The organism is Ruminococcus turbiniformis (assembly GCF_020687545.1).
Lineage (GTDB): Bacteria > Bacillota > Clostridia > Lachnospirales > Lachnospiraceae > Mediterraneibacter > Mediterraneibacter turbiniformis.
Genome location: NZ_JAJEQX010000005.1, coordinates 129,709 through 155,870, shown reverse-complemented (window position 1 = coordinate 155,870; position 26,162 = coordinate 129,709). Strand labels below are relative to the sequence as shown.

General features: G+C 50.2%; 26 protein-coding genes and 1 pseudogene. 2 read left to right on the top strand and 25 right to left on the bottom strand.

The features are described 5' to 3' along the window. Positions 1–383: 383 nt before the first annotated feature. The 7 genes from LKD70_RS04635 to LKD70_RS04605 form a co-directional block, all read right to left on the bottom strand. Positions 384–1,043, bottom strand: a complete 660-nt coding sequence (locus LKD70_RS04635; protein ID WP_227706866.1) for a nucleotidyl transferase AbiEii/AbiGii toxin family protein — start codon at positions 1,041–1,043, stop codon at positions 384–386. Then, positions 1,030–1,653: a DUF6088 family protein gene (locus LKD70_RS04630; protein ID WP_227706865.1), complete on the bottom strand. Its 624-nt coding sequence runs from the start codon at positions 1,651–1,653 to the stop codon at positions 1,030–1,032. The genes LKD70_RS04635 and LKD70_RS04630 overlap by 14 nt, the downstream gene beginning before the upstream one ends. A gap of 272 nt (positions 1,654–1,925) precedes the next feature. After that, positions 1,926–2,603: a flavodoxin gene (locus LKD70_RS04625; RefSeq protein WP_227706864.1), complete on the bottom strand. Its 678-nt coding sequence runs from the start codon at positions 2,601–2,603 to the stop codon at positions 1,926–1,928. 77 nt (positions 2,604–2,680) lie between these two features. Beyond that, on the bottom strand, positions 2,681–3,145 hold the full coding sequence (locus LKD70_RS04620) for a DUF4405 domain-containing protein (RefSeq protein WP_227706863.1): 465 nt from the start codon (positions 3,143–3,145) through the stop codon (positions 2,681–2,683). A gap of 75 nt (positions 3,146–3,220) precedes the next feature. Beyond that, on the bottom strand, positions 3,221–3,775 hold the full coding sequence (locus tag LKD70_RS04615) for a flavin reductase family protein (RefSeq protein WP_227706862.1): 555 nt from the start codon (positions 3,773–3,775) through the stop codon (positions 3,221–3,223). A gap of 49 nt (positions 3,776–3,824) precedes the next feature. Then, a complete protein-coding gene (locus LKD70_RS04610) occupies positions 3,825–4,610 on the bottom strand; it encodes an EFR1 family ferrodoxin (protein WP_227706861.1) in 786 nt (261 codons plus the stop codon). 23 nt (positions 4,611–4,633) lie between these two features. Beyond that, positions 4,634–5,485: an aldo/keto reductase gene (locus LKD70_RS04605; protein WP_227706860.1), complete on the bottom strand. Its 852-nt coding sequence runs from the start codon at positions 5,483–5,485 to the stop codon at positions 4,634–4,636. A 122-nt stretch (positions 5,486–5,607) separates the two neighbouring features. Between LKD70_RS04605 and LKD70_RS04600 the strand changes: the two genes are divergently transcribed. Next, a complete protein-coding gene (locus LKD70_RS04600; RefSeq protein ID WP_227706859.1) occupies positions 5,608–6,450 on the top strand; it encodes a LysR family transcriptional regulator in 843 nt (280 codons plus the stop codon). 136 nt (positions 6,451–6,586) lie between these two features. Here the strand turns inward: LKD70_RS04600 and LKD70_RS04595 are convergent, their stop codons facing one another. Then, positions 6,587–7,057, bottom strand: coding sequence for a substrate-binding domain-containing protein (locus LKD70_RS04595; RefSeq protein ID WP_227706858.1), 471 nt, complete (start codon positions 7,055–7,057; stop codon positions 6,587–6,589). On the opposite strand from LKD70_RS04595, the pseudogene LKD70_RS18605 reads away from it, so the two are divergent. Continuing rightward, positions 7,014–7,139, top strand: a pseudogene (locus LKD70_RS18605) (hypothetical protein); the annotation flags it as partial. The gene LKD70_RS04595 and the pseudogene LKD70_RS18605 overlap by 44 nt on opposite strands. Before the next feature lie 32 nt (positions 7,140–7,171). Here the strand turns inward: LKD70_RS18605 and LKD70_RS04585 are convergent. The 17 genes from LKD70_RS04585 to LKD70_RS04505 all read right to left on the bottom strand — a co-directional run bounded on the left by LKD70_RS04585 (position 7,172) and on the right by LKD70_RS04505 (position 26,129). Further along, positions 7,172–8,065: a ribokinase gene (locus tag LKD70_RS04585; protein ID WP_227706857.1), complete on the bottom strand. Its 894-nt coding sequence runs from the start codon at positions 8,063–8,065 to the stop codon at positions 7,172–7,174. Between the two features lie 42 nt (positions 8,066–8,107). Continuing rightward, positions 8,108–9,319, bottom strand: a complete 1,212-nt coding sequence (locus LKD70_RS04580; protein ID WP_227706856.1) for a phosphopentomutase — start codon at positions 9,317–9,319, stop codon at positions 8,108–8,110. Between the two features lie 12 nt (positions 9,320–9,331). Then, positions 9,332–10,036 (bottom strand): purine-nucleoside phosphorylase, encoded by a 705-nt coding sequence (gene deoD / locus LKD70_RS04575; RefSeq protein ID WP_227706855.1) that lies wholly within the window; start codon positions 10,034–10,036, stop codon positions 9,332–9,334. 102 nt (positions 10,037–10,138) lie between these two features. Further along, positions 10,139–11,260 carry a nucleoside 2-deoxyribosyltransferase gene (locus LKD70_RS04570; RefSeq protein ID WP_227706854.1) on the bottom strand — a complete coding sequence of 374 codons (1,122 nt, stop codon included), beginning with the start codon at positions 11,258–11,260 and terminating at the stop codon, positions 10,139–10,141. Positions 11,261–11,271: 11 nt separating this feature from the next. Continuing rightward, a complete protein-coding gene (locus tag LKD70_RS04565; RefSeq protein ID WP_227706853.1) occupies positions 11,272–12,219 on the bottom strand; it encodes a nucleoside hydrolase in 948 nt (315 codons plus the stop codon). A 54-nt stretch (positions 12,220–12,273) separates the two neighbouring features. Continuing rightward, positions 12,274–12,678, bottom strand: coding sequence for a secondary thiamine-phosphate synthase enzyme YjbQ (locus LKD70_RS04560; RefSeq protein WP_227706852.1), 405 nt, complete (start codon positions 12,676–12,678; stop codon positions 12,274–12,276). Between the two features lie 10 nt (positions 12,679–12,688). Then, positions 12,689–13,828 (bottom strand): SIS domain-containing protein, encoded by a 1,140-nt coding sequence (locus LKD70_RS04555; RefSeq protein WP_227706851.1) that lies wholly within the window; start codon positions 13,826–13,828, stop codon positions 12,689–12,691. Between the two features lie 26 nt (positions 13,829–13,854). Continuing rightward, positions 13,855–14,766 carry a nucleoside phosphorylase gene (locus LKD70_RS04550; RefSeq protein WP_227706850.1) on the bottom strand — a complete coding sequence of 304 codons (912 nt, stop codon included), beginning with the start codon at positions 14,764–14,766 and terminating at the stop codon, positions 13,855–13,857. Positions 14,767–14,801: 35 nt separating this feature from the next. Beyond that, positions 14,802–15,704, bottom strand: a complete 903-nt coding sequence (locus LKD70_RS04545; protein WP_227706849.1) for a carbohydrate kinase family protein — start codon at positions 15,702–15,704, stop codon at positions 14,802–14,804. Next, a complete protein-coding gene (locus LKD70_RS04540; RefSeq protein ID WP_227706848.1) occupies positions 15,701–17,824 on the bottom strand; it encodes an ADP-ribosylglycohydrolase family protein in 2,124 nt (707 codons plus the stop codon). Before LKD70_RS04540 ends, LKD70_RS04545 begins: the two co-directional genes overlap by 4 nt. Next, a complete protein-coding gene (locus LKD70_RS04535) occupies positions 17,821–19,944 on the bottom strand; it encodes an ADP-ribosylglycohydrolase family protein (RefSeq protein ID WP_227706847.1) in 2,124 nt (707 codons plus the stop codon). The genes LKD70_RS04540 and LKD70_RS04535 overlap by 4 nt, the downstream gene beginning before the upstream one ends. A gap of 145 nt (positions 19,945–20,089) precedes the next feature. Continuing rightward, complete coding sequence (locus LKD70_RS04530; RefSeq protein ID WP_227706846.1) at positions 20,090–20,932, bottom strand: carbohydrate ABC transporter permease; 843 nt, start codon at positions 20,930–20,932, stop codon at positions 20,090–20,092. A gap of 16 nt (positions 20,933–20,948) precedes the next feature. Further along, a complete protein-coding gene (locus LKD70_RS04525; RefSeq protein WP_227706845.1) occupies positions 20,949–21,818 on the bottom strand; it encodes a carbohydrate ABC transporter permease in 870 nt (289 codons plus the stop codon). Between the two features lie 146 nt (positions 21,819–21,964). Beyond that, a complete protein-coding gene (locus LKD70_RS04520) occupies positions 21,965–23,404 on the bottom strand; it encodes an ABC transporter substrate-binding protein (RefSeq protein ID WP_227706844.1) in 1,440 nt (479 codons plus the stop codon). A 308-nt stretch (positions 23,405–23,712) separates the two neighbouring features. Next, the gene (locus tag LKD70_RS04515; protein ID WP_227706843.1) at positions 23,713–24,765 is read right to left on the bottom strand and encodes a LacI family DNA-binding transcriptional regulator; all 1,053 of its coding nucleotides are present in this window, start codon (positions 24,763–24,765) and stop codon (positions 23,713–23,715) included. A gap of 15 nt (positions 24,766–24,780) precedes the next feature. Next, entirely contained in the window at positions 24,781–25,386 is a 606-nt protein-coding gene (locus LKD70_RS04510; RefSeq protein ID WP_227706842.1) for a hypothetical protein, read from the bottom strand. Positions 25,387–25,508: 122 nt separating this feature from the next. Next, positions 25,509–26,129, bottom strand: a complete 621-nt coding sequence (locus LKD70_RS04505; protein ID WP_227706841.1) for a YesL family protein — start codon at positions 26,127–26,129, stop codon at positions 25,509–25,511. Positions 26,130–26,162: the final 33 nt, after the last annotated feature.

Genomic DNA, 26,162 nt, shown 5'->3' with positions numbered 1-26,162 from the left:
GCGTATGCGCTGGAATGACTCTATGTAAGATGTCCTGAAAACATCAGGTCATCGGCTGTGGAGTCAACGCTCCATCAGCACGGAATGCGTTTGCTTTGTTTAGCTGTCATTCATCTGGCAGGATGGCGCTTGTCAATGTCGTAGTTGCGTCAGCGAGGCGATAACAGCCATTGCAAGCTCCATTCTCGCCAGATACCGTCTTTAGGCAAAGTAATCGAATATCGAGTGGATCAACCATCCGGAAGGATGGTTCATTTCACCGGAAAAGTGGTTCGCATCGTTGGCAAAGTGCAGTTGCCGACCGGTACAGCCAACCGGCAAGGCGGTACTCTTGTTTCGGCAGGGTGGTACAGTTAGACCGTGCAGATGGTACTAATTCACCGTTATTTACAATAGACATCATACAAATGACGCGAATACTGCTTTGATTTCCCCTGCATATAATAATCACAAAGAGCAAAAATCTTATCAATATAAGTCCTTTCCAACGACTGTAAATTCATTGAAAATCTGTCAAGGGAAAATTGTTTTGCCAGATTTATTCGATTTCGCTTTTCCAGATAATCCCCAATATAATTATGTATCTCTACCGACTGTGTCGGAAATGCATACGACCCCAATGCAGTTTCCAGTTTTATATACTGCGGCAGTCTTTCATCTTCCAGTTCAAATACAGAAGTATATGAAAAGAAATAAGCGTTATAGTCCCTGTCGCTCTGGGTTTCATTCCAGTTTGCAATCGGCATTTCCAGTTCTTCGCTTATTCCTTTTAAAACAACATTCTTAAGTTTTTTCCTTCTACTTTCTCCTATATGCTCTTTGAAAGTAATATCAATATCTTCAGAAAAACGATTGATTACATGATATCCTTTGGATAAAGACGTCCCTCCTTTGAAAACACACAGATCAAGCTGCTCTGACAGTAATTTCAGGATCAGTGTAACATAGTAATCTTTTTCTACTACTATAGGTGTTCTTCCACTTTGCTCAGCAGTCTGTTCCACCATATCCTTAAACATTTCTCTATCCTTATGAAGATACATACTCCACCTCCGTTTCATATATTGCTTTATATATCTTAATCGGATAATTTGCAATAAACCTGTCGATTTTTTTCTTTGTAATAGCATTTTTTCTGGCATATTCTGTCAAAATCCTTCCGCATTTTTCCGGCTCCATCTCTGTGCATTTTTCAATATCCTTCAGACAATCCAGAAACTGCAGCACCGGCGCATTTTCTTTCGTCACCTCCACCACTGGTCTTCTGATAAGGTATTGCCTGTTTTTAATCGTTATTTTCCTTACCAATGCCGGAGCAAAATTGCTGCTTATCTCCTGAGTAAGCGGAACCTGCGTGGATAATCCCATGCGGTTTGCCAATGTATAGCCGGAATAGTAACCCACCCGCTTTCCCCTGCGCAAGATATACTTATGAACAGCTACCGTATCCGGGGACAAAGACATTCGCTCACCGAAAATATCCGTTTTAGGGAAATAGTATACTCCCGGTTCAAATCGGCATATGTTTCCACTGTCAGTAAGTTTTTTTAAATGATATCTAAGATTTTCTTCTGTCATCCCTGGGATATCAATATCTCCGGTAAAAATAGGTTCTCCTGGAATATAATTTTCTTTCAAATATTCATATAACATAATTGCTTTCCTTTCATTAAGTAAATATTTTATTTACTTATCGTTAGTATACTTAAAATTATTTTCTTTGTCAATCGCATCTGATTTATTCATATTGTTTCCATCTACATCACTGTTTAACAGGACATATTGTCCTATTAATGTCCTATTAAACACAGTTTTAGAAATTCAAAATGCCATTTAAAAATACCCTTTGGCACTTTAAATGGCACATAAAAAGGCAGGATGCACATACACCCCGCCCGCATTTCTGACTATTCTGTTCTCAATATTTACAGTCCCAGTTCATTCACCCAGTCCTGAACATCCGCTTCGTCAACACCTGACCGGAATCTCATTCCTTCCTGCCAGTCTCCGGCACCTGCCAGATCCGCCAGCAGAGTGCCGCTGTCGCCGATTCCGGATGAAGAAGAAGTACAGAACGGAATTACTGTTTTTCCGGTAAAATCATTGCTTTCAACAAACTGATTTACTGGCCATGCTGCTATGCCCCACCACACGGGATACCCGATAAACACCGTATCATAAGAATCCCAGTTTTCCACTTCTGTTGTCACAAGCTCCACATCTCTTAAACTCTCATCCTCATGTTCCCTGGACACCCTGCTGTTTTCATCCGTCCAGTTCAGATCGTCATCTGTATACGGTTCTGCCGGTTCTACTTCAAAGAGGGTCCCGCCTGCGGCGTCTGCAATGTAATTTGCCACTGTTTCTGTATTTCCTGTTGCGGAATAGTAAACCACCAGCACGTTTCCGGAACCCGAAGAAGTGACCGCGGCATCGGATGATTCGTCCTGTCCGTCCTCATCCGCGGCATCGGACGCATTATCCTGGCTTTCCGCCTGCGCGCTGTCATCCTGTGTATCTGACGCATTGGAACCGCATCCGGCCAGAAGGCCGATTGAAGTTACTCCGACAAGTATCATAGAGAATAATTTTTTCAAATTCATACTGATCGCATTTCCTTTCTGAATTTCTCTGTTTATTTTTACAAATTCAGTATATCCGAAACTTTCTTTTATGAGAATTAATAATCGAAAAACACAAAATGAACCGAGAGCAGCATATAGCTTAAAATGTCTCTCCTGATAAAAGCATAAAGACCATACGCCGCTGCTGCCGCCCCCAGAATCCTTATGCAGCATGTCCCCGTCTTTTGTATTTTTCCGTTCCCGGATTTTACGAAAAATTTTCCTGCCGAGCGCAGAACCATATGCCAGTGAAGTCCCAGATGAAGGGACATCAGAACGAATCCCCAGTAGGCGCAGACCATGTGTACCGTTCCCGCCATGGCGCTTACTCCCCTTATATTGATAAACGCAAACACATGACGGGAAAGTATGATACCGCTGACCATGGAGCCTGAAATGCAAATCAGGATCAGAAAAATAAGCACGGTCTGGACAATGCGGAACGCGCCGTATTTTCCCTTTCCAAGCTGTTGTGTCCACCGGCGGTTCAGAATATGGTGGAAAACAAAGAGTAAAAACATCAGGACTCATATTGTTACAGGCAGGACAGGCAGCAATTATCGGCCGGATACTGCCTCCAGCTTCTTAAGTTTTGTCTATTTCAGCGCGTTTCCGTCCTTAAAAGCGTTTCCGACCTTCCCGCCCAGCCTGTAATATCCGAAATGTACTGTGTCGTAAGTGATCGGCTCGAATTTTTCCAGGCTTAATTCTCCGTCATCTCCCAGAACCTTCTCGTCAATACTTACATTGACGATTTTTCCGAGAAATTTGGAGCCGCCGATCACATCCGTCAGTTCACACTCCAGTGTAAGCGGGAGTTCATTGATCACCGGGGCATTGACAAACTCACTTTTCACAGTTGTAAATCCGGCTTTCTCCATCTTATTTTCTTCCTTATTCGCGGAAACCAGCCCCACATAGTCGCATGCCGCCATGTGTTCCACGTCTCCCACACTGACGGTAAACGCCCTGCTGCGCAGAAGATTATCCGTCGTTTTGTGACTGGACAGATCAATCATGATCTCGTCTGCCCCGACTATGCCGCCCCAGGCCGCGTTCATGGCGTTCGCCTTTCCGTTCTCATCATATGTTCCGATAATCATAACCGGCTGTGGAAATAAAAACGGTTTCGCTCCAAAATTTTTTCTCATTTGTAATACCTCCCAAACTCAGAAACGCACTGTGCGCTCCTTTTTCAATTTACTGTATTGTATCTTTATGCTGCTCATTCGCCTTTACAATCTCTGTCAGGCGGATATGTTCGTTGTGGTAGCGGGCGAGGGGATTCTTTTCCGGGATCGTCAGGCGGATCGCATTTTCCGGGCAGTGATGGATGCACGCCATGCACATCTGACAGTTTTCCATCGTATGGACCGCCCTCTGCTCCTTCAGGTAAATGCATCCTGCCGGACAGACCCTCATACAGATCCCGCATCCGATGCATTCCTCCGTTACATGATAAATGTGCGGCCGCTGTTCTGCCTGAAGGGCTTTCTGATATTCCAGATATTTACGGTGCCATGCGCGGTCTGCCTCAGAGGCGGGCTGTATCCATTTCCTGTGTTCTCTGATATCAGAGCATATACGTGCGAGATGTTTTTCAATCTGTTTTTCCGGCTCTGAAGCGGTCTGTTCATCCATGTCAAAAGCAGGAAGAAAATTGTCCACCATCTCGACTGTATTGATATAATCCGCCCTTTTTCCCGAACGTTCCAGCTCTTTCTGCGCCAGTTTTGCCGCACCGCCGTGGATATTCCCGTATGTCAGGACAATAAAAAGATAATCCGTCTGAAATTCCGCCTTTTTCAAAAATTCTTTTACCATGGCAGGCATCTCATGGCCATATACAGGGCAGACGATTCCGATCTCGTCCGCCCTCCATTTCTGTTCTTTTTTATGAATTGCCTGCGGAATGCTGATAAGTTCTTTCCCGATCTGCTTTGCCGCATACAGGCTGTTCCCGGTTCCCGTAAAGTAGAAAACCATCCTCTGGGGACCTCCCTCCTGCTTTAGTCATGAAGTTTCAAACCATGCAGCATTTTTACAAACGCGGGATCATCATGGCTGACGATTTCACTGTGCCCCACGTCAAGTTTCGCTATCTCAGCCATGTCTTCATCGCTGAGATTGAAGTCCCAGACATCCATATTCTGTTCCATGCGGTCCTTATGCACGGATTTCGGGATCACAACCACTCCTCTTTGTATATTCCAGCGAAGCGCCACCTGCGCGGCGCTCTTGCCGTATTTCCCGCCGATCTCTGTGAGAACCGGATGAGTGAAAATCCCGTGGTTCCCTTCCGCAAAGGGTCCCCACGCTTCCGGAACCACACCATACTCTTTCATCAGCGCAAGGGCGTTCTCCTGCTGGAAGAAAGGATGCAGCTCCACCTGGTTCACTGCCGGTATCACATCTACAGTCTCACACAGGTCTGCCAGGCGTGCGGGATAGAAGTTGCATACTCCGACAGCCTTTAATTTTCCTTCTCTGCAGGCTTCTTCCATTGCCCGGTACGCGCCTACATAGTCACCCATAGGCTGATGGATCAGATACAGATCCAGATAATCAAGCCCCAGTTTGTCAAGAGATGTCTGTATCGCCTTCTTCGCCTCTTCATAACCTGCATCCTGCACCCACAGCTTTGTGGTTATAAACAGTTCTTCCCTGGGAACTCCGCATTTCGCTACAGCTCTTCCCACTGCCTCCTCGTTCATGTATGCCGCAGCTGTATCGATGAGGCGGTAGCCGCTCTCTATAGCGTCAAGGACAGCCTGCTCGCACTGTGCCGGATCAGGTACCTGAAATACCCCAAAGCCTTCCAGCGGCATTTTTACTCCGTTATTTAATGTTACATATTCCATGATCATATCCTCCTTTTTCTTTTTACACTGAAAATTATAAAAAGGATTCAAAAAAAAGTACAATATCAATCCTGCATTGTGCTATACTGTTTGTTAATAGTAAAATTGTGAGGTGCCCTGCTGTGATAGAGCATGAATATCTGAAACATCTTGCTGCTTTCGCCGAGTACGGCACGCTGTCGAAAGCAGCCGAAAAACTCCATATATCCCAGCCTTCACTGACACGTTCCATGAAAAAGCTGGAAGAGGAATTTGGTGTCCCGCTGTTTTTCCGCACAAAAAACCGTCTTGAATTCAACGAGAACGGAAAGCTGGCTGCAGATTATGCGAAACGAATACTGGAACAGACCGGCGTCATGCTGGAAAGGGTACGGGCATTGGACCGTGCCGGGCGCACCATCGCCATCGGTTCCTGCGCTCCCATCCCCATGCTGAAAGCGGTCCGGGACGCCGCGCACCTGTATCCCGAAATGACCATTTCTTCCGAATGCAGGGACTGCGACCCCCTGATTGAAGGACTGTATGCAGAACTATATCAAATTATTATCCTGCCCTTCCGGCCGGATGATAAAGATCTGCATGTACGTGAAGCCGGCACTGAAACACTGTACTTTGCCGTCCCCGCCGGGCACCGTTTTGCCGGCAGCAGCGGTATCTATATGAAGGAAATGGACGGTGAAAACATGCTTCTGTATGCAGATATCGGATTCTGGCACAGACTGCCGCGGGAAAAAATGCCCCATTCACGCTTTCTGGTGCAGACTGACCGGTTTGCCTTCGAGGAACTGATATCTTCCTCTATCCTCCCGTGTTTTGTATCCGATGCGGCGCTCGCAGATGACTGGAGCCTGGCGGACCGCATTCTCGTCCCGATCCTTGATCCGGAAGCCAAAGCCACCTATCACATGGCCTGTCTGAAAAAGCAGTTTCCAAAGGTCAGGAAACTGTTTCAGCTCAAGCCATAAGGTTTACCGCCCCTGCCGCGGAATATAGTACACCTTTGCTTTTCCTCCTGGTTTTATTATAAAAAAAACGGGCATCAAACAGAATACCCGTTTCGTTTCGCAGTTATTACCCTGCGCTTTATACTGCCGCTTTTATTCAGATATCAGCAGTTTTCTTTATTGCCTTGAGGAACCGTCTCACCAGCCCGGACGGCTCCTCTGCGTACAAAATCCCATAGGGGATCGTATATTTCCATTCCACAGGGATAATCTTAAGCAGAGGATGGGCTCCCTTCCAGTTTTCCACAGCCACCAGCACCTCATTGCTGTTCTCGCACTGGTTGAAAATATCCATGCTGTAAATATCAAAATCCACAATCTGTATCTGCGGATGATTCTTCCATATATCATCCCTGAGCGCGTCCACATAGTTGCTCCATCCCCGGTGCATCATAAGGAATTTCTCCCCGTACAGATCCTGAATGGTCAGAATTTCTTTTTCCGCAAGGCGGTGATTCACCGATACGGCGCAGCAGATCTGCTGCCGTGAAAGTTCCATTCCGCGGCATTGACGCAGCTTCAGCATAGTCTCGTCAAAAATTCCTCCTACGACGTCAATATTTGTCACCAGATTTTCCGTACAAAATAAAATCCGCGGGAAGAACGGACACTTTCTCACAGATAAGAAAGATACGTTTTCCCACGGAATCGGTATATCCTCCGTCCGCTCCGCTGTAGAGCGTTACGGGGGAACAATTGATGCTTCCTCCACTTCCTCCTTTGAAGGAATGGACGGCGCCGCCCCCTTTCTGGAGACGGCAATAGCCGATGCCTGCACGCATCGCTTTAAAATCACGGGGATATCCAGATTATCCGCCAGACCGGCGATAAAATATCCGGTGAACGTATCCCCTGCCGCCGTCGTATCGACTGCTTTTACTTTCACAATTTCCTGGCGGTACCTTTTATGCTCCGACAGGCAGACAACGCCGTCGCTTCCCAGCGTCAGCACTGTGCAGGCGTCAGGATATCTCTCTTCCATCACATCCAGTATTTTCTCCGGTTCCTTCTCCCCGGTCATCATATATCCCTCGATCTCATTCATGAGAAAGACGGACACTTTGCTCATGTCACACGCTTCAAGCGCGGAATCAAACGGAGAAGGATTTAACACGACCTTCATCTTCTTCGCGTACGCCTTTTCCACAACTGAGACCGTCACATTGATCTCATTCTGAAGGAGTACAAAATCTCCCTCTCCGAAGTCTTCAAGCACTTCGTCCACATACTCTTCCGGGATGCTCTGGTTCGCGCCGCCGTAGAGAAGGATGCAGTTCTGCGCGTTGCGGTCGATCTGGATGATTGTATGTCCGCTCTTTCCGGGCAGAGTGCGGATGTATGAAGTATCGATCCCGTTTTCCCTGCAGAACGCAAGAAATCCTTCGCCTTCCTCTCCGACTGCGCCCGCATGCTTCACATCAATCCCGGCGCGGGAAAGCGCGACAGACTGGTTAAATCCCTTTCCGCCGAGAAATGTCTCCATCTTTTCAGAAGAGAGCGTCTCACCCTCCCGCACCATATGATCTACTGTATAGACATAGTCATAGTTCAATGAACCGAAATTGAGTACCTTCATCCCTTTCATCCATCCTTTCCGGCGCGCAGACCCAGCGCCTGTTTAAGAAATCTCACTGAGAAAGCTCTCTCCGTCAGTATCGCCGTCCAGCCCGAATATATCGATAACTGTCTTTCCGATGTCCGAGAAGCTCTTTCTTGTTCCCAGATCCGTTCCGGGGCGGACTGCCTTCCCGTATGCCAGCATGGGGGTATATTCTCTCGTGTGATCCGTTCCCGGATACCCCGGGTCACACCCGTGGTCCGCCGTGATAATGAGAATATCGTCATCGCGCATCCGCTCCATGAATGTTCCGAGCGCCCGGTCGAACTCAGTGAGTGCCTTTGCGTAGCCTTCAATATTGTTTCTGTGTCCGTATACCATATCGAAATCTACAAGGTTCAGGAAGCAAAGTCCGGTGAAATCTCTCTCCTGGATTTTGAACAGCTCTTCAATTCCTTCTGTATTGTTCTTCGTAGGATTGGACTCGGTCAGGCCCTTCCCTGCAAAAATGTCGTAGATTTTCCCGATACTGATCGTCTCGTACCCGTTTCTTTTCAGTACATCCAGCATCGTATCCTTCGGCGGCTCCAACGCAAAATCATGCCGGTTTCCCGTCCGGTAATAATCGGGAGCCTCCCCCAGAAACGGTCTTGCGATAACTCTTCCAACACCATGTTCGCCTGTAAGTATCTCCCTCGCGATACGGCAGTCCCGGTACAGCTCCTCAAGAGGCACCACTTCCTCGTGGGCCGCGATCTGGAACACACTGTCCGCGGAAGTATACACGATCAGGTTTCCCGTCTCCACATGTTCTTTCCCGTAGTCCCGGATTACATCCGTGCCCGAATACGGTTTGTTGCAGAGAACGCCTCTTCCCACAGCCTCTGAAAACCGGTCGAGGATCTCCTGCGGGAATCCGTCCGGATACGTCGGAAACGGTTTCTCTGAGATCATTCCGGCGATCTCCCAGTGTCCTACCGTCGTATCTTTCCCTTTCGAGCGCTCCCGCATTCTTCCGAAAGCTCCCGCCGGGGCAAAACCGCCGTCTGCCGCATGAAGCCTTCCCGCAGCCTCTGCGGCTTCTTTTGCTTTCTCTGTCCCGTCAATGGAAAAAAGCCCCAGCTTCTCCATGTTCGGCACATCAAATTCCGGTGATGCGCAGACTGTCTTTAAAGTATTGCTTCCCTCGTCTCCATATTCCGCGGCATCAGGCTCATATCCTATTCCAAAGCTGTCAAGTACAATCAGAAATACCCGTTTCTTACTGTCCAAGTCTCTTCCTCCTTATACAATCTCAAGCGCCACCTGAATCATATCCTTAAAGGATGTCTGTCTTTCTTCTGCCGTGCAGCGCTCGCCTGTCACAAGATGGTCGCTTACAGTCAGCATGGTCAGCGCCTCTGCTCCATACTTTGCCGCCAGGGTATAGAGTTCGCATGTCTCCATATCTACAGCTGCGATCCCGTAGGACGCCACAAGAGAATTTTTCTCTTCCGCGTTGTCATCGTAAAACTTATCACTTGTAAAAATATTGCTGACAACCGCGTGTACGCCCTCCTTCTGAGCCTCATCCCAGGCGCTCTTTAACAGGGAAAAACTTGCTGTCGGGGCAAAGGAGATGCTCCCGAAACGATCCCGGTTCATATTGGAATCTGTCGTCGAGCCTATTGCGATCACGACATCCTTCAGATTCACGTCCTTTCTGAGGCTTCCGCATGTACCTACGCGGATCAGACGTTTCACACCATATACATCCATCAGCTCATTTGCGTAAATGTGCATGGACGGCATTCCCATTCCGGTGCCCTGCACGGACACTCTCTTGCCCCTGTAATATCCGGTAAACCCGTACATTCCACGCACCTCATTATAGCATACGGCATCCTCAAGAAAATTCTCCGCAATAAATTTTGCCCTCATCGGGTCGCCGGGAAGCAGAATTCTGTCAGCGATATCTCCCGGATTTGCATTATTGTGTGGTGTTCCCATTTCGTCCTCCTTTTCCCGGCAGAATCAGACAGGGGAAGATCCGCTTCCCCTGTCCGCCCGGCCGTTGTTCCTGCTCTCTTTGTTTTATATGCTTTCGCGGAACTATTTTTGTGCCGCGGCAAGATCCTCAGCCACTTTGGCGATAATCTCCTCGAATTTTCCTTCCATGATGTTCATACAGCAGCTGAACATCAGATTGGCAGGATAGTTGAAGTTCTCCACATTGCTTCCCGTGTGGTCGCGGAACTCGCCCTCCTCGCCCAGGTTCGGAATCCGGTCGATGAGCCGTGTCGTGTCGTCCATGTAACCGTAGAGTTTTTTCCCGAGCTGGAAGCCCATGCCGCACTCAAAGCCCACGTCATTATTCACTTCGTATCCCCGGTAATCATTGAGATCAGCCACTACTACATCACAGTTTCTCACATGCTGCTGACAGTTGTCAAATACATTCGCAGCCCATGTATACGGGTTGTCTGTCTCGATCTCCTCCACGCCGGGGGCCTGGTCAAGAGGCGTAACCGCAGTCAGCCCGTGCTTTCTGCAGATCTCCTTCATCTTCTCAAACCGCTCTTCGGCGTCCTTTGTATACCTTCCGGTTCCGGCAAGATAGATGAGCGGCTCGCTGCCCGGTTCTCTTGTGCGCGCCTTCGAGTTGTCCACAGTGTACCCTCTGTGCGCTTTTCTCTTTGCCTCTTCCTCGATATCCGTGATCATCATCTTTATGCAGTCGTCAAAGTCCCCCTCAACGATCTTTGTAGAGCCTATGATGGACGGAGCAAACGGAAGCCGGCAGTACATTTCGCAGTTTCCGAACTCGTCCGTGACGGTTCCGTTTTCCAGGTGTGCGTACAGGTTCTTTGTGCCGAAGCTTCTCTTATCTCTTGTATATCCATAGCTTTTGGCGCCTTTGGCGTATGCCATGCCGATCTCAAAGATTGTTCCGCTGTCCGGTTCTGACCCGCGGTACGCCTCCAGATCGGACACGATAGCCGTCGTATCAAGCATCACCTTCTCCAGATTCGCAAAGATGCTGTCCGCCCTCTTCTGAAGATCCGGATTCTCCATATCGAGCGGATCATCATTGGGAAGAGTAACTGAAAATCCAAGCGACTCCGCCCTTTTTCTCATCGCAGCGAGGGCGTCGTATCCGTATTTATAAAAGCACTCCGGTCCCGCGATATACAGTGCCTCTTTTTTTACTAATTCATGCTGATATCTGTACATATAATTCTCCTTTACGCAAGCACAAGGTCCAGCAGGAGCTTAAGGAAACGTCCGCAGTCTGCCTTCTTTCCTATCGAGATGAGCGGAAGCTGCTCCCATACAAAGTGATGTCTTCTGTCAATGACTGTCATGCCGAGTGTCAGACCGTCTTTCGTCTCAACTCCTACATGCGCGTCAAATGTCTCCACAAGAGTCGGATCGATCGCATATGCCACTGCCATACAGTCGATGACCGCGCAGTATGCACCGAACCCTCTGCCTCTTACGAAACGCACGGCATTTGCCAGGAAAGCGGCCTCTTTTCTGTCGCTCTTCTCCAGAAGGGCAAGCTGATCATCTGTGAAATCCACGTCAAAGTATGTCGCAACATCCAGTCCCAGTGCAGTAAGCTTTACTCCGGACTCATAGACAACCTTGGACGCCTCCGGGTCAACATACACATTCCATTCACTCTGGGGCGTATCTCCCGTTGCGTTCATAAACGCGTAGTCATTGAGGCCGAACATACCGGAAATCGCTACAATGTCATGGATCATCTCCTTAATCTCCGGTGCCTTGATCATGGCCATTGCCACGTTGCTCATGGGGCCTGTAACTACAAGGGTAATCTCTCCCGGGTTCTCTTTTACCAGTTTGATGATCAGGTCCACAGCGTCCAGCTCGCACAGGGGCATTTTCGGATCGGGAAGGTTCGCCTCCGCCTGTCCGTCTTTTCCGTGGGTAAACGGATCGCTGGGTGATTTTCTGATAACCGGATTCGCCATTCCGCGCGCCACCGGAATATCCGTTCTTCCAAGCAGTTCAAGTGTCTTTCTTGCATTTACGCATGTGACGTCCACCGGATAGTTTCCGTTCACTGTCGTCACCGCGAGAAGGTCAAGCTCCGGTGCTTTCGCAGCCATCACGATGGCCATGGAATCATCCATTCCCGGATCGCAGTCAAGTATGATTTTCTTCATGATCTTTTCTCTCCTTATCTTTTCCTCTTTTGCGGCAGCTTTCTGCCGGTGTCATCAGTCGCTCTGAATTTTTACAAAAAACTCGCGGTTCCTGGGTCCGTCAAATTCAAGGAAATAGATTCCCTGGGATCCGCCGAGCAGAAGTTTCCCTTCTGTAATGATAAATGTAAGGGATATGCCGAGCAGCGCGCATTTTACATGTCCTGCGGCATCCTGGGGTGTGTCGTGCTGGTGTTTAAAGTCCACTCTTGTAGGAATCAGACGGCAGATCTCCTGATCGAGATCGATAAAACCGTCAGGATCCCATGGAGAGAACACTGTAAGCCCCGCGGTAGAGTGGGGATTGTATACAACACATGTTCCTTCCTTTACGCCGCTTTCCTCCACAGCCTTTTTCACGCTCTCTGTGATATCATGCACCTCATTGAACTTTGTGGTGATTTTAAAATTCTTCAGCATAATGTCCTCCTCAGTCTACAATAATCTCACTGTTTGTGACGCCGGCGCCGCCCTGGGCGAACGACCAGTCACCTTCGCATCCTCTTCCGTATTTTTCTCCGATCAGCTCTGAAATATAGGAGGCGATCAGACATACGGGCGCAAAGTGGGTCAGCGGCATCGTAATCGGATACTCTGTCTTCGGAACTTTAATATATACAGCTTCCTCTCCGCCGAAATCTTCTTTGTCTCCGTCTGTGATGACAACCAGAGGACGGTGCAGCACATTCGCGTATTTGACCAGTTCCCTGGAACGGCTGTGGGCAGGGTTTGTCGTATTCGCCACAACGACTGTTCCCATCTCGCGTGCATCCCGGGCAAAGAAGTTTAAGTGGAACCACTCTTCTGTGTTGATGTGCATGGCAAATTTGCCCGTTGCTTCCAGAATCTTCGCCTGGCCGAACCATGCGGTCGCGTAGTCGAATCCCGCTCCGATAAAATCATAGCACGGGAAGTCCTTCCACTGTTCCGCCACAGACGCGCAGGTGTCTTCCATTCCGGGAAGAAGCGATTCAAGGGCATCTGCCTGCCGTTTGATATCTTCTCTGTAAGCCATGGCCTGATCCATCGTATATTTCAGACGCACCTCGCCGAAACGGATCGCAAGAAGCAGAAGGGAGAGCACGCTCACCATGTAGCTTCTTGTTCCCGGCGCGGACTCAAAAGAAGGAATGTCAAGCTTTAAGATTTTATCCGAATTTACTCCGAGAAGAGACTCCGGGTTTCCTGTCACGCCAAGCACAAAGCATCCGTGCTTTCTCGCTCTCTCAACCGCCTCAGCCACTCTCGCGCCTGTTCCGGAGTTGCTTACCGCGATGACAAGCGGATTGCGGCAGTCTATTCCCAGGTGTTTCTTGCAGTAAAATCTTCCAAGCTCAAGTGCTGTCACCACTTCCGTGGGAATGCCTGTGAGCATCTCAAATGCGTGCTTTGTCGCCATTGCGGCTGCGTAGGAATCACCGCATCCTGTCAGGACAATTCTCTGAATATTGAAGATCTCCTGAAAAGAAAGCACTGTTCTTGCCTTCGGTTCCAGATCTTCATACTGACTTCTGATCAATTCAGGCAGGCTCTCCACCTGTCTGCTCATCGGATTGCTGTATTTGCTCATAATCTAACTCCTTTTCTCCCGCGGTATTAAACTCCGGGATACCAGTATTTCTTTCCTTTTTCTTCCTTTTCCCGGTCCATCTGTGCCAGATACGCGCACCCTTCCAGCGCGATATCAATCGCGTAATTGTGTCCGGTTCCCGCCTCAAATTTTTCTCCTGTACAGAGATTGTCCGACACTGAACAGATTGACCCGCCGCGTCTTCCGAACAGGGCGGAGAGTGTCACGATCGCCGCAGACTCCCTGTCTCCGTTTAACACGCCTGCCCGGTTGTAGATCCCGGCGAAATCAGTGTTCCACGGCTGCATATAGCCGCCCACTCCCGGACGTCCGCCGCCGATAAAATCGCTGTCCACAGATACGGTTGTCCCTACATGATAAGGCGCGTTTAACCCTTCCGCCGCCTTTACCATGGCATTGATCACCTCATAGTGGCTGGCTGCGGGATAGCAGGCGGGAACGTATGCCTTCGTCATGCCTTCCTCTCTGACAACCCCGCTTGAGATCACCACGTCTCCCGGCTTCACGCTGTCGCCGATACCGCCGGAGCCGCCCACTCTTAAAAATGTGTTCGCGTCCGTGTACTCCATGTAGTCATAGAGAATCAGTTCCATCTCCGGTGAGCCGCTGCCGCCGCTCACCACGGTAATCTTTGCCCCTTTGTATGTACCCGAATAGCTTGTGAACATTCCGGAACTGCCGATCAGTTCCGCGTTCTCAAGCCGGTCCGCGATCAGCCTTGCCGGATCTTTATCGTAAGCGCACAGGGCGTCCCTGACCGTAATCAGGACAAAATCCCCCACCTTCGCGGGATCAATCTGCGTCATGGCGGGCCGGCCGTTTATTACAAGCCCTCTCTCCGGCACATTATGATAATATTCATAGTCCTCATGGATCTTCTGAATCGACTTCTTTGCACGAATCTCGTCGCTTCTCATCTCTTCACCTCATGTATAATTTCTGTAATGATTCTTCAGTCCGCAATCCCGGCGCGGCGCATGGCGTCTTTTCTCATCTCTTCCGTGATAAGCTCCGGCACCCCGTGCTGGGAAATGCACATAGCTGCGGAGATGCTTCCCATCCGCCCGCACACCTCAGGGGAATATCCCTCAACAAAGCCGCAGAGCACGCCGCCTGTGGAGCTGTTGCCGCCGCCTGTCGGGTCCACCACATTAACGTCCGGCTGGGAGGGAACTTCCATCGTCTGATCCGGTGTGATCATCACCGCACCTTTCGCTCCCTGACGCAGGAAAATCAGCGGAAGTCCCCAGCTTTTCAGTCCTTCGATCACCTTTTCTCTGTCGTCCGTTCCGAAGAGAGACTTTCCCTCGGTCATGTTGATGGAGAAGATATCCATCCGGCATGCGATCTTATGCACCCGGTCCAGATTCTCCGGATATGCGGCGTCCGCTCCGATCTCCCACATGATCTTTCCTTTGTACCCGTCTCTTAATTCCAGTACGTCCGACCAGAATTTTTCATCTGTATTTTTGAAAATGTACACGCCGTCCGCCGGATCCTCTCCTGTGAGATACGGGGCAAGCTCCGCCCCTGTCGTCTCAAGCTTCTGGAAATGTTCCAGACCGTATCTGGGCGTCTCTGTTCTCTCGCCGTCCTCAAAATACTGGATCACAGTGTATGGAGACTTCGCGTCCTTGATCATCAGTCCGTCCATGGAAAGGCCGTTCTTCTCATACCACGCTCCCTGGAGCCCTTTATAGTCTTCTCCGATGCCGGTCACCGCGGTCACATCGTCAGCCCAGAGACGGATTCCGCACAGGGCATAGATTCCCGCCCCGCCCGGTACCGTCTTTACAGTTCCGTCTGTAAAATGAATCTCGTCCGTCGTCACAGCGGACACTACGATATATTTCATGCCTCTGCCTCCGTTCCGTGGATAATCAGGCTGTCACAGGTCATTGTTCCGCCGGATACGACAAATCCCGCGCCTCCTTCTGTGAAGGTGCTGTCCTCTGCGCGTACGATCTCCTCTCCGTTTACTTCCAGGATAAGTTCTTTGCCTTTCACGGTAAATACAAGCCGGTATCCGGTATCTTCACAGTATGTATACGGAACTTCCGCAAGCACTGTCTTTTCCCGGTCGTTCACCCGGATAATCTGCGCCCGGCCATATCCGCTTAATACTGCGGCGTAGTAACGCTTATGTCCCACACTTCTGGCCACAAGTCCGCCCTCCCGGTGAAGGCTGTAGTAGATTGTGGACTCGACGCTGTAGTCTTTCCACTCTCTGCTTCCGATCGTGACAACGCCATTGTCCTCCACGTTGGACACACAGTATGTCTGGTTGAAATCCGCCGCGAACTGTACTGCGGAGCTTGCGAATCCCGCAAGCCAGAGCGGATTCGTATTCCAGATCGAGTTCATGAGCATTCCTCTCTGCCCGAAATCCGAAGGAGCGCCTTTCCAGTCAATGCTTCGGATAATTACGGCGCCGTCAAACCGTTTTCTGCTCATAACCTGGCATCCCAGTTTGAAGATCGACATTCCTTCCGTGTCCGGCACCGTCCAGACAAATTCTTTCGCATCTTCTGTCACGTTCCACGCTTCCCCGTATTCTGCCTGAATCTTGTTGTCAATATCATAGTACAGGATGTACGGGCGCACCTGCACACTCTCCTCCCCTGACGGAAGATTTTCCGCGCGCAGGACCATATGGACCTTCTGCGAAGAATAGAGTGTCGGGGAAGCGACAGTTGAGAAATTAGCTGCCAGTTTTGTAAAATCAATAAAAGTCTGTGTCGACACATTGGCCGTCACGCCGTCAGCCACATGCGTGCAGCCGATGCGGAGCCCGTTCTCCTGCGGGTCTGTCTCGTTCTGGTTGGAAACGCATACAGACGCCATGTTTCCATGGTCATACTCACATTTTGCGAATCCCTGTACACTGCCGGGATATTCGAAGGCATACCGTGAGGATGGGAGTTCGATTCTCTCATCCCGGAAAGCGGCCGCGGCCTTTAAGATCTCTCTTGTCTCCCTCACCGCGTCCGTCACAACCGAACCGCCGTCAGAGGTCACCACATACATCAGATCCGCCACAGGCCCCCTGAAATCCGCTCCGGCGTTGATTCCCTCAAGTCCCAGGCGGATGCCGTTGAAAGCTCCTACATTACCCGCGTTGCAGTCTGTATCCCATGCGGCTGAAGACGCGATGGAGATAGACTTCTGGAAATCGTCTCCCCCGAGAAGGATAGACGCGACCACCATGGCGTGATTCGGAACCATATGACAGCATCCCGGCCACACGCCGTATCCGTATTTCGGATCAAGATACGCCCTCACCTTTCTCCAGTCGCTCTCTTTCTTACAGATCTGGCGCACATCCGCGATGATGTCCAGAAGCTGCTGATTGTTCACGTACTTTGCCGCCCGGTCAAACAGCGTGTCCAGATCTTTCTCCTCAAACGCCATTGCCTCAAGCGCGGCCAGATGGCAGGCCGCCTCAACTGCCAGCCCGTCGTGGCTTACGCTTGCCGCGTTCCGCACAAGCTTCACTGCCAGATCCGGGTCATTCGGGCACGCCATGGCAATGGCGTCGATGAAGATCTGGGCTCCGATCTGCTCTGCCAGTGTTTTTCCGTTTACTTCAATGGAACCGCTCTCCGGGGCGTCCATTCCGTTTTTCAGATTAAGGAAAGCTGTGTGCTCTGTAGAACGTCCCAGTCCACCCCACCAGAGAATCGTCTTATTCTCGATAATATAATTAAGCCAGGTATTTCCAAATTCTTTAGCTGTAGTCTCTCTCTTATATCCGTAGTCGGGAATTGCACGGAAGAAACCAAAGGTTCCGGAGATATCGTCGTCCGCCACGATCAGAGGCACGCCCACTTTGTCGTGTACATAGTAGTTGATGTAACCGAACGTCTCCTGTATCTTCTCGTAGCTCCAGCCCTCCACCGGGCGTCCAAGGTACACGCCCAGGATCTTGCCGAGCACGCCGGCGTAGATCTGGTCCGCATATTTTGTCACTGTCATGATCCGATCCTCCTTACAATAAATCCGTCACCCAGAATTGCTCCCGAGTCAACGACAAATCCTGCCTGTCCGCAGGCGTAGTCGTGATCTTCTGCGCGCACAATCTCTTCTCCGTCCACGAAGAAGGCAAGTTCATTCCCCTGCGCTTTCAGCGCAAGCCGGTATGTGCTGTCGATCTTATACGGATATTCCGCCTGCGCAAGGATGACGCGCTCCGTGTTTTTCTGCTTGTAGATCCGCGCATATCCTTCCGTAAATACGGCCCCGTAGTACTGTCTGTGTCCTTTTGCCCTCGCAACAAGACCTGCAGAGTCCTGCTGGGAGAAGGTGATGATGGATGACACCTCATAATCGTCCCAGTCGCTCGTTCCCGTTGTCACAACGCCGTTCGGGAATTCGTGGCAGATTGAGAATGTCACCGTATAGTCCGGGTTGAAATGGTCGGCGGAGGAGACAAACGTCTTAAGCCATGCCGTTGTCGTCGTCCACGGTGTAAGAGACGGAGACATTGCCATGGAACGTCCCATCTCGTATCTCACCGGAGCATTGCCCCAGTCAAGAGTTCTCAGGATGATGCTTCCATCCGCTCTCACATCACTTGTGAGCCGGATTCCGAGACGGTAGATGGCGTGTCCCTCCGTGTCCGGAGCGTCCCACATAATCCTGTTCGTCCCCTTTTTCAGTTTCGTTGTCTCCGCATATTTCACTGCGAGTTCATCGTTCTCGTCAAAGTACTGGATGAAGAATGTAAAGTCAGGCAGTACGTCATCCTCTGCGTCCACCACAGCCGTAATCTCCTGTCCGCCGTACAGAACCGGTGAGCAGAGCACGTCGAAATAACTTGTTCCCTCTACTCCCTTCGGCTTTAAGTCGATAAACGTATCCACACAGCAGGACGCGTGCACGCCCGGTCCCAGTCCTTTATAGGAAATTCTGCATCCCGGTTTTCCCGTGGATTCCAGCGTGTTTTCGATGGAGGTAAGAACCTGCTCTTCCACCACGTCGTTAAAGGGAATCACGCCCTGCACGCTTCCCGGGTATTCAAAGGCATACCGTTCCTTCGGGATGTCGATCTCTTCGCCCTCGAGAGCCGCTGCCGCGCGGACAATCTTCCTCGTCTCAAGCACTGCGTCGGAAACCGTCTCGCCGCTGTCGCTTGTAACCACATACAGACGGTCTGCCACAGGCCCCCTTAAATCTGTACCGAGATTGAATCCGTCCAGCCCCAGGCGGATGCCGTTTAAGCATCCCACGTTTCCGGAATTGCAGTCCGTATCCCATCCGGCGGTACATGCGATCATGCAGGCCTTCCCGAAATCGTCGCCGCCCATGATGAGCGCCATCAGAAGTGCCAGATGGTTTGTCACCATGGGGCAGTTTCCGGGGTATTTCTCATAGCCGTGCTCCAAAGCGATCCAGTCTCTCACCTCTCGCCAGTCAGACGCCTTTTTGCACCGCTCTCTTAATTCCGTCACAAGACTTACGAAGAACGGATTGTCTATGTATTTCAGGCCCTCATCCATCAGCTTATCGAGGTTTTTCTCCTCAAACGCCATGGACTCCATCACGGCCAGATAGACCGCCGCGTCAATGGCCAGCCCGTCGTGGCTTACGCTTGCCGCACGCCTTGCCATCTTTGCCGTCCTTTCAGGATTGCCCGGGTTGACAAGCGCCCATGTATCAATAAAGATCTCAGAACCTATCTGCTCTGACATGCTCTTTCCGTTCAGTTTTTCACTTCCGCTCTCCGGGGCCTTGATTCCGTTTTTCAGACGGATATACGCGGTGTGCTCAGTGCTCCGGCACAGTCCGCCCCACCAGAGGATCGTCTGGTTTTCAATAATATAGTTCAGCCATGCATCGCCGATGGCCTCTGCGGACAGATCCGGGTCATACCCGTTGTCCTCAAGCGCCCGGAAGAAGGCGAACGTTCCGGATATGTCGTCGTCCGGCACGATCAGGGGCGCTCCCGTGAAATGATTTTTGTAATACCACACTTCCCCGAAAGTCTCCCTTATCTTCTCAAAGCTCCATCCCTCGATGGGCCTGCCAAGATACACGCCGATGATCTTGCCAAGAACGCCGGCATAGATTGTGTCCTGATAGTCTCTGATACTCATGATAACCTCCATTTTCAAGTCTCTAATCTGCTGTGTACAGCCTTTTTGGCGTATCTTAAGACCAGGAGGCGGATGTTTATGCAAACATAAATCCGCCTCCCAATTGCCAGTTGGCTGGCTGCTGTCAACTGATGTAATAATCTTTCTAGCCTTTGACCGCTCCGCTGACCATACCGTCTACGAACCATCTCTGCGTGAGAAGGAAGAATACAATGATCGGCCCGATCAGGATGAACGCCGCCGCCATCATGATTCCCATGTCGGCTCCGTAGGAACCGTTCATGGCCAGGAATCCGAGCGTCGCGGTAAAGTTTTTCGCCCCCTGCAGGAAGGTGGAAGAGATAAGGTACTCATTCCATGACTGCAGTCCGATCAGAATCGCCACCGTGATCATTCCCGGTGACACGACCGGCATCATAATGCGAAGAATCACCTGTTTTGTGTCCGCACCGTCGATTCTGGCCGACTCTTCCAGTTCCTTTGGAACATTCAGGAAATAGGTTCTCATCAGGAAGACGGAAAGCGGCATGTAGAGGGCCGCGAGGATAAAGCTCGTCGCCGGAATATTTCCGATCAGGTTAAGCTGTGCGTAAGCAAAGTACAGCGGGAAGAGGAAGAGCTGGATCGGCACCGTCATCGTCATCATAAAGTACAGAAGGATACCGCCGCTTCCTTTGACCCTCTTGCCGGACAGCACGTACCCCGCCAGAGTGGACGCGATCAGGATAATGATTACCGTACACCCGCTCAGCTTGATGCTGTTCAGAAAGCCTACCGCGTAGTTTCCGTTTTTCCATGCCTGGATATAGTTCTCAAGGTGGAGAATAACCGGAAGTGTCAGCGGGTTCCTCACGATCTCCGTGTTCGTCTTAAAACTGTTGATCAGAACGAGCGCGATCGGCGCAAGGCAGATCACAGCCAGGATGATCAGGACAAGATGGATTACGAAATTGACTCCAAATCTTTTTTTCTTTGATGCAACTGCCATATCTTTTCATCCCCTCCTATCTCATCTCTTCTTTTCTGCTCAGTTTCGTGTAGACAATCGCCGCGATCAGGCCGAAGATACTGATAAACATTCCGACAGCAGCAGCTTTACCTACCTGCATGTTGCTGAAGGCGAATGTGTACGCGTATGTTCCGAGCACTTCTGACGCGTGCGCCGGTCCTCCGTTTGTCATCAGTTTCACGTAGTCGAAGGATGTAAATGATCCGATGACGATCATGACAAACATCAGGCTTACTGTTGACCAGATATTCGGAAGATAAATGTAACGGAAGAGCTGCCATCCGTTGCACCCTTCCACTCTCGCCGCCTCAACCTGGTCTGTCGGCGTCTGCCTTAAGGCCGCCAGATAGATGACCGTCAGGTAGCTCCAGTAGTGCCAGATATCAACCGCCGCACATCCGTAGATGGCCGTCTCCATGCTGGCCAGCGGGGAACCGATGTCAAATCCCATGTTCCGGAATAAGGAGATCACGCCGGAAACAGGGCTGAAGATTACGTTCATCCAGAGCATGGCGTTTACGGAAGGAGCCAGCACGTAGGGGATCAGGAACGCCACCTGGTAGATGCTCCTTGTCTTTTTCCTCGTCAGGAGCAGCATGGCCGCCAGCATACCGATGCACACCGGGATCGTGATAAACAGAAGCGCCCATATGACGTTGTTCCGAATTGCCCGGAAGAACACATGGTCGTCAAACAGTTCCAGAAAATTCTCGAATCCGATGAAATTGATCTCCGGCGACAGGCCGTTCCAGTCCGTAAAGGAAAAGACAAACGTCATAATGCCGGGGATAAAGATGATACACACACTGATCAGCAGCGCCGGCGCGACCAGTATATAATTCCAGTTAAATTTTTTCTTTTTCATGATTTCTCCTATCTGAAGCGAAATACCCTACCAGCTCTCATCCGGAATGCCGGCCCGCATTTTCAGGCGCCTCTTTGCGCACCCCCGGATGAAAACGGGCCGCCGGTTGAGTTTTCACTCCCATGGCAGCCCGCGTATTGCATATCTTAGTTAGCACCCGGTTCCGGAACTGACGGCGCTATCCCTTCATCGTACTCTTCCTGGAATGTCTCATCCAGTTCCTGCAGATAATCATCAACGGAAACGGTGTCATACCATACTTCCTCAATGTTAATGATCTGCGTCTGTGTAGCAGGCGGGCAGAACATGTTGTCATAGTATCCGAAGTTACCGTTGTTTACTGCGTCGGAGATGCTCTTAACAACATCTACAAACGTTGTGGAGAGATAACCCATTTCGCTTGTGTCAACAGTGGAGAGATCCTTAAGCGGTGTTCCCCAGTATCCCGGCCATGCTGCTGTCATCTCCTGCATGAACTCCGCGTTCATCATCATGTCAATAATCTTTGCTGCCTCATCTTTGTGGGAGTCCTCTGCGTTCGCGTTGATGGACAGTGTACAAGCGCCGCCCAGTGTGTATGTTGTCTCCGGTACCTGCTCTGTAGCCGGGAACGGAATAAATCCGAGATTCTCCGCCTTGTCGTCTGTGAAGTAGGAAGCAGCCCACTGGAACGCGATAGACGGTCCGATAAAGAACGGAGACTTCTCGTCAGCAAGGAGCTGCAGCGACTCGCTGTAGTTTAAGTTCACATAGTCGTCGCCCGCGAGATAATCTTTATCCCACCACTCTTTTGTCTTCTCAATGGCAGCCTTCACCTCGTCGCATGTCCAGCTCTCAGCATCTGTGAGTACTTTATACATTGTATCCGGTCCTGCGATGTGTGTCAGCATCAGAGATACATAGTTCTCGTTAACTGCCTGCCATCCCTTGTTTCCTGTAACGGATGCATACATGCCTTTTTCAAGTGCCTGGTCCATGATGGACTCCATTTCCTCGATCGTTGTCGGAACAGCCCAGCCGTTGTCTTCCAGAACTTTCTTATTATAGAAGACTCCGAGTGTACTCATACCGTTTACAAGGCTGTAAAGGCTTCCGTCCACTGTTCCCGCCTGATAGTACGCATCAAGGATCTTGTCCTGCCAGCCGTACTCCTCTGCGTAGCGGTCCATGTTCTCAAGCTTGCCTGCCTCAACGAGCGGCATTACGAAGGACGGGCCTGATCCGTATACGATATCCGGTCCCTGATTCGCCGCCAGGGCGGTGTTCATATCCGCGTCAACGGACGGACGGAACTCAACTACAAGCTGGTACTCATCCTGGGAAGCGTTGTACTTGTCCACAAGCAGCTCTTTCATCGCTTCCTGCGCGTACGGCTCTGCGCCCCAGAACCACATTGTAATTTCTTCTCTTCCCTCAAGATCTGCGTCTGAGAGAACTGTGACGCCGTCATCTGCGGCCTCCTCTTCCGTGGCCTCTCCGCTGTCACCGGAATCTGTCGACTCACTTGATGTTGAGACCTGACATCCGGCAGTGAGACCTGCCACCATCGATACTGTCAGCAGAACTGCCAATACCTTCTTCTTCATAACCTAACCTCCTCTTTTTGTTAAACTTAGATAAACTTTTGTATCAGTTTATCTATTTTTTTGTTTGTTAACCACATTATATTTTACATTTTACCTTTTGTCAACTCAATTATAACGTCTGTTCTCATATGTTTATTTACTATTTTTTAATTCAATTTAGAATTTTCTAATAATTTTCTGATATCTCATGTCGAATTTATTCTATTTTTTCTTTTATTCATATGATAAACACAGGTAAACGTAAATTTAGTGGCAAACTGCACAAAAAACGCATCGTCTTTTCTGCATTTTTAACAGAAACATGCAGATCACGCTTCACGCGAAAGAACTTTTACAGATTTTCCTTCAAGAAGGGACGGCATAAAATAATTTGTCTTCATGCTCCCGAGGTCTTTCCGGCAGATCCTTCCCTCCAGAACTTCCGCGGCCTTTCTCCCCATCTGTTCACCCGGCTGGCGGATGCAGGTAAGCTTAATACCCTCTGCTTCTCCGTCCGGTATATTGGCAAAACAGATCACGGAAAGATCTTCACCGACAGACAGGCTATGCTCTTTCGCGAACCCGCACACTCCGGCGGCCATCCGCGTATTGCAGACGACAAGCGCGGTGGCCCCCGCGGCTGTCAGCCGCTCAGCCCCCATGGCACCGGATCTTTCGGTATAATCCCCATAGTATATCATGGACTCATCCACTTCATACCCGTGCAGAATATATCCTTCCCGGTATCCTTCCACCCGTTTTCTCGTATTGTAAACTTCCTTTCTTCCCGCAATGATTCCTATTTTTTTATGTCCCGCCTCCATCAGATAATCGATCGCCATATTCATTCCGAGTTTATTGTCGGCAGTCACAAAATCACAGAACACATCCTGAATCGCTTTGTCCAGAAGGACATAGGGAATACCGGATTTTTTCAGTGTCTCCCCCAGCATAAGATGGTTTCCGTCAAAGTTCATATCCGAAGGAGGCATGACAATCAGGCCCGCAGCCCCCATTGCCGCCGCGATTTCAATCTGCTGCGCACACTTCCGGGACTGATTTGCCGAATACATGCGGAACACATAATAGCCATAGATCGACGCGTAATTCTCGATGCCGCTCAAACACTCTTCCGTCAGCTCATCGCTGTTCTCGGAAAAAATCACGCCGATCACATTTTCCAGACGGGGGCCCGAACCGGTCTTCTTCGTCTTTTTCAGGCTGTATCCAAGCTCATTCGCCTCCTCTATGATTCTCCTTTTTGTCTCCTCTGATATCCTGCATTCCTTATTGTTCAGGACAAGAGACACACTTGCCGCAGACACTCCGGCCCGCTCCGCCACATCACGTATGGTTACGCTCACCACTGCACCTCTTTTCATATTTATTGCCGCTTATCATTCCTGTTGTTCCGACAGGACTTCAATGACTTTTTCGGCATTTTCGCGGTGTTCGGCATTGACAGCTGTGGCAATTACAGGGTATTCGATATTCACCCCTGCCTCTTTCTGCACATATTTTCCGAAACACGTTTCTTCCCCTGTTCCCACCACGTTTCCTTCATCGTCGTATTCTGCCAGGCCGCACATGTAGTCCGTATCCGCGGCATTCTCTCCGCCGCCGGTCTCAAGTTCCTTAAGATACCCGTTTTTCGCAAGCAGATCCATCGCCTTCTCCGAGCCGATGATCACGTCGGCGGATCCCGCCCGGATCCAGGTTGAGATCACCGGTATATTGATCTCGCTTTCCCCGTCAATGGACTGGATCACAATGCGTTCGTCCGAATCCGGCTCCACAATCCCGGCCAGTTCTTCCTCCAGTTCCTCCGTGTCTTCCAGCGCCGTGAGCACGACGACCGAGAGAACCGTCTCCCTGTTCTGTATAAAAATCAGGTTCACAAAATATCCCACTGCCGCCGCGGCCGCAAGAACAGCAAGAAGAACACCCCAGTGTTTTCTGAAAAACTCCGATATCCTGCTGCCTGTCCTTTGTGCTTTTTCCATCTTTCTTCCTTTCTGTTCTCCGCCCGTCCGCCAGATCTCCTGCTGTTTCCCGGCTGACGCTCAACACACAGTTTTTCCGCTGCCTTTCCGCTGCTTTTCCGCCGTCACTCACTGCACAGTTTTCACATATATCTCTCGAACACTTTTCTTAACAGAAACGAATTCACATACGCCCCCAGCGCAAATCCGATAATCGGATAGATTCTGATCCCCCATATCATAGGCTGGCCGCCGAGCACGAGCAGGATAACAGGAATCAGATTCACCGCTGTGACGGGAATCGTATAGCCGATCCTTGTCATCGCGATAATCAGGGAATTTTTCAGCGTATTTGACACTGTATTTTCAAACTGCGCGGTCAGCGGAAAACAGTAGGACAGCATCATGCAGATAAGGAGCGCAGCCGCCGCAACAGGTACCGTAAGCACGCCGGTTCCCCCGGAAGCGCCTCCCCACAGAATCAGGAAGTCCGCTCCGAGCACAAGGATGACAGCCGCGCTGATCAGCCACAGAACCGTGGACTTTTTAAAGTTTTCCCGAAAATACCTGAAATAACTTCTGATAAGATAGGATTCCTCATTCCGGCACATTTTCAGCGTGACGCTGTACATCGCCGTGAGAGCCGCCCCGATGGTGACGACAGGAATGCATGTCACAAGAAAAACCACATTCAGAAGAATCAGATCGATCGCCCTATTAAGCACACGGTATACAAGTCCATCTTCGCCAAATATGTTTTTCATCCTGTTCCTCCTGCTTCATCCGCTGTCATCTGC

Bases quoted from the DNA above. Each gene is read 5' to 3' on its own strand.
- LKD70_RS04635 (WP_227706866.1), bottom strand. From the start codon at position 1,043: ATGTATCTTCATAAGGATAGAGAAATGTTTAAGGATATGGTGGAACAG.
- LKD70_RS04630 (WP_227706865.1), bottom strand. From the start codon at position 1,653: ATGTTATATGAATATTTGAAAGAAAATTATATTCCAGGAGAACCTATT.
- LKD70_RS04625 (WP_227706864.1), bottom strand. From the start codon at position 2,603: ATGAATTTGAAAAAATTATTCTCTATGATACTTGTCGGAGTAACTTCA.
- LKD70_RS04620 (WP_227706863.1), bottom strand. From the start codon at position 3,145: ATGTTTTTACTCTTTGTTTTCCACCATATTCTGAACCGCCGGTGGACA.
- LKD70_RS04615 (WP_227706862.1), bottom strand. From the start codon at position 3,775: ATGAGAAAAAATTTTGGAGCGAAACCGTTTTTATTTCCACAGCCGGTT.
- LKD70_RS04610 (WP_227706861.1), bottom strand. From the start codon at position 4,610: ATGGTTTTCTACTTTACGGGAACCGGGAACAGCCTGTATGCGGCAAAG.
- LKD70_RS04605 (WP_227706860.1), bottom strand. From the start codon at position 5,485: ATGGAATATGTAACATTAAATAACGGAGTAAAAATGCCGCTGGAAGGC.
- LKD70_RS04585 (WP_227706857.1), bottom strand. From the start codon at position 8,065: ATGAAGGTACTCAATTTCGGTTCATTGAACTATGACTATGTCTATACA.
- deoD (WP_227706855.1), bottom strand. From the start codon at position 10,036: ATGGGAACACCACACAATAATGCAAATCCGGGAGATATCGCTGACAGA.
- LKD70_RS04570 (WP_227706854.1), bottom strand. From the start codon at position 11,260: ATGTACAGATATCAGCATGAATTAGTAAAAAAAGAGGCACTGTATATC.
- LKD70_RS04565 (WP_227706853.1), bottom strand. From the start codon at position 12,219: ATGAAGAAAATCATACTTGACTGCGATCCGGGAATGGATGATTCCATG.
- LKD70_RS04560 (WP_227706852.1), bottom strand. From the start codon at position 12,678: ATGCTGAAGAATTTTAAAATCACCACAAAGTTCAATGAGGTGCATGAT.
- LKD70_RS04555 (WP_227706851.1), bottom strand. From the start codon at position 13,828: ATGAGCAAATACAGCAATCCGATGAGCAGACAGGTGGAGAGCCTGCCT.
- LKD70_RS04550 (WP_227706850.1), bottom strand. From the start codon at position 14,766: ATGAGAAGCGACGAGATTCGTGCAAAGAAGTCGATTCAGAAGATCCAT.
- LKD70_RS04545 (WP_227706849.1), bottom strand. From the start codon at position 15,704: ATGAAATATATCGTAGTGTCCGCTGTGACGACGGACGAGATTCATTTT.
- LKD70_RS04540 (WP_227706848.1), bottom strand. From the start codon at position 17,824: ATGACAGTGACAAAATATGCGGACCAGATCTACGCCGGCGTGCTCGGC.
- LKD70_RS04535 (WP_227706847.1), bottom strand. From the start codon at position 19,944: ATGAGTATCAGAGACTATCAGGACACAATCTATGCCGGCGTTCTTGGC.
- LKD70_RS04530 (WP_227706846.1), bottom strand. From the start codon at position 20,932: ATGGCAGTTGCATCAAAGAAAAAAAGATTTGGAGTCAATTTCGTAATC.
- LKD70_RS04525 (WP_227706845.1), bottom strand. From the start codon at position 21,818: ATGAAAAAGAAAAAATTTAACTGGAATTATATACTGGTCGCGCCGGCG.
- LKD70_RS04520 (WP_227706844.1), bottom strand. From the start codon at position 23,404: ATGAAGAAGAAGGTATTGGCAGTTCTGCTGACAGTATCGATGGTGGCA.
- LKD70_RS04515 (WP_227706843.1), bottom strand. From the start codon at position 24,765: ATGAAAAGAGGTGCAGTGGTGAGCGTAACCATACGTGATGTGGCGGAG.
- LKD70_RS04510 (WP_227706842.1), bottom strand. From the start codon at position 25,386: ATGGAAAAAGCACAAAGGACAGGCAGCAGGATATCGGAGTTTTTCAGA.
- LKD70_RS04505 (WP_227706841.1), bottom strand. From the start codon at position 26,129: ATGAAAAACATATTTGGCGAAGATGGACTTGTATACCGTGTGCTTAAT.